The 6,953-nt window shown below is 41.7% G+C and carries 5 protein-coding genes; 4 read left to right on the forward strand and 1 reads right to left on the reverse strand.

Annotated features, from left to right (window positions below):
- Nucleotides 1-371 precede the first annotated feature (371 nt).
- The 4 genes from HZA08_11795 to HZA08_11810 all read left to right on the forward strand — a co-directional run bounded on the left by HZA08_11795 (nt 372) and on the right by HZA08_11810 (nt 6,079).
- The gene (locus HZA08_11795) at nt 372-2,663 is read left to right on the forward strand and encodes an MMPL family transporter (GenBank protein ID MBI5194106.1); all 2,292 of its coding nucleotides are present in this window, start codon (nt 372-374) and stop codon (nt 2,661-2,663) included.
- A 123-nt stretch (nt 2,664-2,786) separates the two neighbouring features.
- Nucleotides 2,787-3,581 carry an outer membrane lipoprotein-sorting protein gene (locus HZA08_11800; GenBank protein MBI5194107.1) on the forward strand — a complete coding sequence of 265 codons (795 nt, stop codon included), beginning with the start codon at nt 2,787-2,789 and terminating at the stop codon, nt 3,579-3,581.
- Between the two features lie 209 nt (nt 3,582-3,790).
- Nucleotides 3,791-5,023, forward strand: a complete 1,233-nt coding sequence (locus tag HZA08_11805; GenBank protein MBI5194108.1) for a hypothetical protein — start codon at nt 3,791-3,793, stop codon at nt 5,021-5,023.
- A 198-nt stretch (nt 5,024-5,221) separates the two neighbouring features.
- Complete coding sequence (locus tag HZA08_11810) at nt 5,222-6,079, forward strand: response regulator (protein MBI5194109.1); 858 nt, start codon at nt 5,222-5,224, stop codon at nt 6,077-6,079.
- 159 nt (nt 6,080-6,238) lie between these two features.
- On the opposite strand, the gene HZA08_11815 is transcribed toward HZA08_11810, so the two are convergent.
- A partial coding sequence (locus HZA08_11815) for a restriction endonuclease subunit S (protein MBI5194110.1) occupies nt 6,239-6,953 on the reverse strand: 715 nt, incomplete at its 5' end.

Consider the following 6,953-nt stretch of genomic DNA (forward strand, 5'->3'; position numbering starts at 1 on the left):
AAAATGACCCCAAGTAAGCAGTAAGCGGTAAGCAGTTAGCAGATAAAGACTGCCTTTCCTGTTTACTGCTCACTGCTTACTGTTTACTATTTTCATTTCCCTTTGTGAGCGCCCCGCTCATGACGGTTCATCCGAAAATCCCCTCCGGCGGGGTAAGAAAACCCCGCCTATCCATTTTTTCGAGGATAGGCGGGACTTTCTTGTCCCGCTGATTTTCATGCCCCTTTGTGAAACCCAGTTTCATGACGGTTCATCCGAAAATCAATCCCATCCCGCATCCCGAGCCCCCTATTGACAAGTGAATAAAACTGAAGTATTTTACCTATATCATTGTTTCGATATTTCGAATATACTATATTTGGATATAAATTATGGCGTCAAGACTTACAAACATTTCAGTAGAAAAACCCAAGACCGTAATCGCAGTTATAATAATACTTACACTGCTGTTCCTTACGCAGTTTCCTAAAATAGTCACTGATACAGACCCGAAGAATATGCTCCCTGCCGATTCTCCGGTCAGGGTTTATAATGACCGGACTGAATCCCTGTTTGAGCTTCATAAGGACATGATCGTCCTTGGTATCGTCAATGATAAAGGACTGTTCAACCGGCATTCTCTCGACAGTATCTCAAGACTTACTGATGAGATTAAAAGAATACATGGTGTAGTTGTTCAGGATGTAATGAGTCTGACTACTGTGGATAATGTGCTTTCACAGGGTGGACAGCTCCTTATCAGGCCCATAATGGATATTGTCCCTGCAGATGAAGGGATAAAGGCATTGGAAGAGGAGATATATGATAACCCGATGCTTATTGGCCGGCTGGTCTCTGAAGATAAGACAACGACCGCTATATATGTTCCACTTGAAGAAGGTGCAAATGGAAAGAAGATAGCCGACAGCATAAGGTCCCTTGTTAAGGCAGAAAGAGGAGATGAAAAATATTATGTTGCCGGTGACCCTGTTGCAAGGGATACATTCGGAGCAAATATGTTTATTCAGATGGGAATATTTTCACCGATAGCCGGAATGATAATGTTTATTGCTCTCTATTTAATGTTCCGCAATATCACACTCGTCATCGCTATGATGGCAGTAGCCTTTATGAGCATAATATGGAGCATGGGTGCATTAATAGGTTCAGGTTTTCCTGTTCACATAATGAGTTCAATGATCCCTGTCTTCCTGATGGCTATAGCAACTGACAGCGTCCATATATTCAATGAATTCTATTTCAGATTAAAAGAGACGGGAAATAAGAAGCAGGCAATACTGGATACGATTACTGTGGTCGGCCCTGCGGTAAAATATACAGCATTGGCAACCGCCGCAGGATTCGGAGTATTGGTACTGATGCAAATAATACCTGTAAGAGTATTTGGATTATTCATTGCAATTGGAACTATTGTAATAAGGTTGATGAGCTTCAGTTTCATACCCGCTGTAATAATGCTTACAAGAGATAGTCGCTTGCTGTCAGCCGCAGAGAAGGAGGATTCGGAGACCGGCAAAGGTTCTTCACTCCTAAGGAAGCTGGGAGAGACAGGTTATCATAACTACAGGATTGTTATTGCCATAATTATCATCATGGTAATAATTGCAGGCATCGGTGTCAGCAAGGTCAATGTTAATAACAACATGGTCTCATGGTTTAAGAAGAACAGTGATGTACGACAGGCGGATACGGTTATGAACGGACACCTTGCAGGAACCGCGTCTGCATACATAATTGTTGAATCAGATGCCCCTGATGCAATGAAAAATACTGAAAATCTCAAGGCAATAGAAGAATTACAGAAAGAACTGGGAGACCTGGCAATAGTGGGTAAAACAACATCTATTGTTGATATAGTCAAACGCATCAACAAGGTGCTTCATGGAAACAGTCCTGAATATGACAGGGTTACTGAATCATCAGATGAGATTGCCCAGTATTTGTTCCTGTTCGGGATGTCGGCAAAGCCTCGTGACCTGAATAATATGGTTACTGCTGATTATGACAAGGCAAACATATTCTTACAGCTTAAAACATGGGATGCTGTTGCAATGCGGGATGTCTTAAAAAAGATCAGCGGGTTTACTGCATCTCATCCTGATCTAAAACTCCGATTCAAACCTGCCGGTATCTCATACTTCAACATGGTTTGGAATGATGAGGTTTTGTATGACATGATAAAAGGGTTCCTCATAGCATTAGTCGTAGTATTCATAATCCTTGTGATCAACTTCAGGTCCATAAAATGGGGCATAATAAGTTATCTCCCGCTGTTATTTACTATCCTTACAATATATGGGTTTGTAGGATATATCGGGAAGGATTTTGACATGCCAATCTCTGTATTGTCGGCCCTCTCGCTCGGTATGGCAGTAGATTTTGCAATCCATTTCATCAGGAGATTTCAGCAGAGGTATAAGGAAGACCGCGATATAGAAAGGGCGGTGGTATGGACTGCATCAAGACCTGGAAAGGGCATCCTCAGAAATGCAATCCTGTTCGCCTCAGCCTTTTCCATAATGATATTTGCCCCATTAACCCCGTATATCACAGTGGGGCTTTTTATAGGCAGTATGATGATAATCAGTTCAGTATTAACTATATTATTTCTGCCGGCAATGATCAGGTTGCTGGGGGGATTCTTAGTGAAGAGTGAACAGTGATGAGTGAGCAGAAAATGAACGGGACAAGAATGTCCCGCCTATCCTTAATTTTATGTGGATAGGCGGGGTTTTCTAACCCCGCCGGAAGTATTTTCGCGTAAGGTTCAGAAAAGGAGATAAAAGATGAAAAGATATTTAATACAATTAATTTTGTTGTTGATGACGGGGTTAATAAGCCCTGCAGTTCTCCATGCTGAAGATGCAGTGGAGATTGTGAAAAAATCTCAGGAGGTATTCTTTTATCCGGGCAAGGACATGCAGGCGAGGGTGAAGATGAGCCTGATAGCAAAGACAGGCGCACAGAGGCTAAGAGAACTCACCATGCTCAGAAAGAATGGGTCAGGCGGTGACCAGAAATATTTTATGTATTTTCACAATCCAGGTGATGTACGCGGCATGGCATTCCTTGTTAATAAATATTCCGGTAAAGATGATGACAGGTGGCTCTTCATTCCGTCTATCAATCTCGTCAACCGTATAGCCGCAAGGGACAGCAGGTCAAGCTTCGTGGGTTCAGACTTTACTTATGAGGATGTGTCCGGCAGGGACATAGATGCAGACACTCATAAATACCTGAAAGAAGATACCATTCAGGGTAAGCCATGCCACGTAATTGAGAGCACTCCAAAAAGCACTACAGAGTATACCAGAAAGGTGTCATGGATAGACAAGACCACTTACATCCCGCTGAAAGATGAGTACTATGACATACAGGGCGCACTATACAAGACCTTTACAGCAGACAAGATCGAAACAGTAAACGGCCTCCCTGCTGTTACAAAGAGGACAATGGTAAATGTTAAAAGCGGACACAGGACAGAGGTTGTATTTGAAAGCATTGCTTACAATGTGGGCATAGGTGATGACGTATTTTCAGAACGTTATCTAAGAAAGCCGCCGGAGAAGTGGATAAAGTAACGGGCGGAGCAAAGAGAGAAGTTAGAAGTCAGAAACAAGAAGTTAGAAATGAGAAGTAAGAATAGAATAGTAGTACACAGAATCCTGGAAACCCCACCCTCACCCTAACCCTCTCCCTGAGGGAGAGGGGGCTATGTTGATTCCCTCCCCTTCAAGGGGAGGGTCAGGGTGGGGATGGGGTTGATTTTCGGATGAACAAAGAGGAACAGATGAAAACATTACTTTTTACAATTACAATTATCTTAACAATCTCCTGTGCCTCTTATGCTCAGGACATAACCTTCCACGGCTTTATTCAGAGCAACATATCATCCCGAATCACAGGCAAGGAAACTCCTGACCCAAGTGAAGGCGGGGACTTCTTGTCAGGCGGAGATAAGATACGGGCGGAGGTAACAGGCGGCTCAGGAGACTCAGATTTCGCATTAAAAGCAGACTTGGTTCATGACTCCATTTCCGGAAATGATGAAGTAAATATACGAGAAGGTTATATTGATTACCGTTCTACTAATTATGATTTAAGGATAGGCAGACAGATAATCACATGGGGAATCGGTGACCTGCTGTTCATTAATGATATTTATCCCAAGAACTATTCTGCCCTCTTCTCAGGCCAGCCGATGGAGTATTTAAAGACAGGCTCTGACGCAATTAAGATTGCCTCATACTCCGATACCATCTCAACTGAATTAGTAATCATCCCGTTTTTTGAACCTTATACATTGCCTGATCCTAAGCGATTTTTCATGTATAGTCCAATGACAATAATCAACAGCGAAAAACCGCGTAATGAGCTTGAAAATACTGAAACAGCCCTCCGGCTCTACAGACAGATACAGGGATTTGATACGACCATATATGTATACAGGGGTTTTTATAAAACTCCGGGAATGAGACCTGCTTCATTAACAGAAGCCGTGCTCTTCTATCCTCATCTATCTGTCTATGGATTCAGCGTACAGGGTAATTTTGCAAATGGTGTGCTCGGCATAGAAGGCGGCTACTATGACTCCCGTGACGACAGGAACGGAGATGACTTCACAACCCCAAATTCAGCAACAAAATATATCTTAGGCTATTCCAGACAATTCTGGACAGACTTTACAGCAGGTGTGCAATACTACGGCGAATACATGCACCAATACAACAACTACGAGTCCTCCCTCCCCGCCGGAATGCCAAAAACAGATAACTTGCACCAGCTTATAACCCTTAGATTAACCCAGATGTTGAAATACAATACCCTCAGATTGAGCCTGTTCTCATTCTACAGCCCTGATGATAAAGATTGTTTTATCATCCCTGAAATCAGGTACAACATCACAGACTCATTATGGACAGAGGCAGGCTTTAATTTCTTTGGCGGCAAGGACACCATGACTTTCTTCGGACAGTTTGATAAAAATGACAACCTGTTCGCTACACTGAGATATGAGTTCTAACCCTCATAAATGCTTCAACAACCTGAGTGCCAAACTGACTTCCTGAACATCTTTTAAGCTCCTCTATTATTGCATCCATAGACCTTCCATTTCTGTATGGTATTATTTTTATATCCCAATGCTACCGATAATTATTATTGAAACCCCATCAGTTAAAAAACACTGTTTACACATTTTAAATTAGGGAGGCATTCTACTATGGAGAAATCTATCACATGGGTTATTGAAACTGAAAGAACAGCATACAGGGTTTACGAAAAGGCGGCCTCTTTTTTTGTAAATGACAGGGAATTCGCAAATTTCCTAAAGTGCCTAAGCAGAGATGAAAGGCTGCATTACGAATTACTAAGTGAAACCACTGCAGCTATTAAAGATCAGAAAAACTTTATTCTTCCAGTACAGATAGATAATGAAACAATGGAAACAGTGGATAATTACTTCAGGCTGGTTGAAGAGAAAATAGACTCAGAAACTCTGACTAAAGACAACATGATACAGTGTATAATTTCAACGGAATTTTCTGAATATAATGATATATTCCTTTATGTATTAAACTCAAAAAAAGGTTCTTCGAACAATACTGTTCAGGTAGCAGCAAAGATACAACAGCATAAAAAATATATAGAACGGTTCTTTAAAAAGTGGCATAGCACAAGAAGTCATTATGAAGCAATAAAGCGTTTACCTGATACATGGAATGAAAATATTCTAATAGTTGAAAATGATTCTATGATGGCCGGGTTATTTGATGTGATTCTAGGAGAAGAAGGTATTGTAGATATGGCTGTTAATGGGGAAGATGGGCTTAAGAAAGTCATAGGAAAAAACTATAGTATCATTGTGGCTGAGGCAGATTTGCCTGACATGAATGGCATAGATTTTTATAAAAAGGTAGTTGAAGGACACCAGCGTCTACACGACCGCTTCCTGTTCATAACAGGGCGAGGATACGAACAGTATGAAACCTTTTTCAAAGAGAACAATATAAAATACTTTATAAAACCCACACTAATCAGTGATATTAAGAAAGAGGTCATTAACATCCTGAACAGGTAATGTAGTCTGGAGCAAATTCATCTGTTAGTAAACCTCTCCACATATTTCCCAATCATGTCTGCCTCAAGGTTTACAGTAAACTACTTCTTACCTTTATCCTAAGCCATATTATAGGCATAACCCTAAAAAATATCTGTCCCCTTTTACGTTCTATCCGCATTACAACTCCCCCTTAAATGCCATGTCCAGAACAGATGGAAGCATGGCGGCAAGCTCTGCTGCTGTTTCAACCTGAAGGCGTTTCAGTGCATCCACCTTTGATTGGAGGTCGTCGAGGTAGGCAAAGATACGGCGTTGTTCAGGGAGAGGAGGAACTGAAATTTCGATCGGGTTGATTTTCTTTTGAGAAACCACTGGCTGAGCTGCCTGATTGGCCACCTGTCGAAGATCGGAATTACTGAGAGCATAAACCAAATATCTTGGGTCAAGACGATCAGAAATCTTTGTCAAGTATAAGGCATTATCTGTAATCCACGATTTAGGCGCTGTAACAAAAACGCAGCCGCAGCGCGCTCCAACTCTTCCAATGGCTATTTTGGGTTCTTCGAAAAGAAAACGAGAATAGTAACCAACAAAACCACCCCCGCCATAAACAGGATATTTAAATGAATTACTGAGTTGACTTGATACAAGCCCCTCTCCACTTGACATAGAAATAAGGCTTCCAAGTGTTTCAGCACCATATTTTTCTTGGGCACTGGACAAACAATATGTACTAATAGACTTATAAAGTGCCTCCGCCTCCTCAACCGCCTTTTGTCTCAGCCCTTTCGCCTCTTCAATCTTTGCGGCCAGCTCCTCAATCCGTGCCACAATGTACTTTTGTTCGGAGAGAGGGGGAAGGGGAATTTTTATCTCTAAGAACCGTTCTGGA

It is taken from the genome of Nitrospirota bacterium (genome assembly GCA_016212215.1).
GTDB lineage: Bacteria > Nitrospirota > 9FT-COMBO-42-15 > HDB-SIOI813 > HDB-SIOI813 > JACRGV01.

What these genes read in the sequence shown, in the direction of transcription:
- HZA08_11795 (MBI5194106.1), top strand. Translation starts at nt 372, where the DNA reads ATGGCGTCAAGACTTACAAACATTTCAGTAGAAAAACCCAAGACCGTA.
- HZA08_11800 (MBI5194107.1), top strand. Translation starts at nt 2,787, where the DNA reads ATGAAAAGATATTTAATACAATTAATTTTGTTGTTGATGACGGGGTTA.
- HZA08_11805 (MBI5194108.1), top strand. Translation starts at nt 3,791, where the DNA reads ATGAAAACATTACTTTTTACAATTACAATTATCTTAACAATCTCCTGT.
- HZA08_11810 (MBI5194109.1), top strand. Translation starts at nt 5,222, where the DNA reads ATGGAGAAATCTATCACATGGGTTATTGAAACTGAAAGAACAGCATAC.